Origin of the sequence: Luteococcus sanguinis, from assembly GCF_039527675.1 — a bacterium.
Classification (GTDB): Bacteria; Actinomycetota; Actinomycetes; order Propionibacteriales; family Propionibacteriaceae; genus Luteococcus; species Luteococcus sanguinis.
Map to the genome: position 1 here is coordinate 1 of NZ_BAAAKI010000036.1, position 761 is coordinate 761.

At 69.3% G+C, this 761-nt stretch carries 2 protein-coding genes; both read left to right on the forward strand.

The annotated features are described in order from the left end of the window. Window positions 1-441: LacI family DNA-binding transcriptional regulator (locus ABD089_RS13725; RefSeq protein ID WP_343887028.1), on the forward strand; the 441-nt coding region annotated here is incomplete at its 5' end. Beyond that, on the forward strand, window positions 438-761 hold a 324-nt coding region (locus ABD089_RS13730; protein ID WP_343887029.1), incomplete at its 3' end, for a DUF2218 domain-containing protein. The genes ABD089_RS13725 and ABD089_RS13730, both read left to right, overlap by 4 nt.

A 761-nucleotide genomic window follows, 5' to 3' on the forward strand; every position in this document is an offset into this window, starting at 1 on the left:
CTCCAGGCTGCCGGCATAGAACACGACCCTGACCTCGTGGTGGGGGTGCCGGCCTACCTGCGCGCCGAGGGCCGGGCCGCCATGCAGCAGTTGCTTGCGCTCCCCGAGCGTCCCGATGCGGTGTTCTGTTTCAACGACCTGATGGCCGTCGGCGCGCTGGCCGCCTGCCGCGAGGCCGGCGTGCGGATTCCTGAGGACATCGCGGTGGCGGGTTTCGACGCCATCGCCGAAGGAGCGTTCACCGAACCGCCGCTGACCACCGTGCAGCCCGACGTGGACCTGCTGGTGAGAGAGGCATTGCGCCTGGTGCGTGCCCGGATCGAGGGCAACGCCGACCCGGCCGAGCGAGTACAAGTGCCGTGGAAGCTCGTGGTGCGCGCCAGCACGACGGGCTGGAACCAGCACAGAACCTTTGGCGGCAATGGCAGGCTGGGAGCATGACCGTCACCAGCCGTGCCCTCGTCGCCACCGACCGCCCCGCCCGCTATGGCAAGCAGCTCATGAGCCACATGTCGCGTCGTGTCGACACCCAGTGGGACGAGGAGACCGGTAACGGCCGGGCCGTGTTCGGGCAGAGCGCGGTTTGCACCTTGACCAGCCAGGACGACGGCCTGCACCTGGAGTTGGTCTGCGAGCCCGGCGAACTGGACCGCCTGGAGGACGTGGTGGGAGGTCACCTCGTCCGGTTCGGCACCCGGGACGAACTCGTTTGCGCCTGGGGGCGCAACGATGGCACCGCTGGGACCACCCAGTCGAAGCCG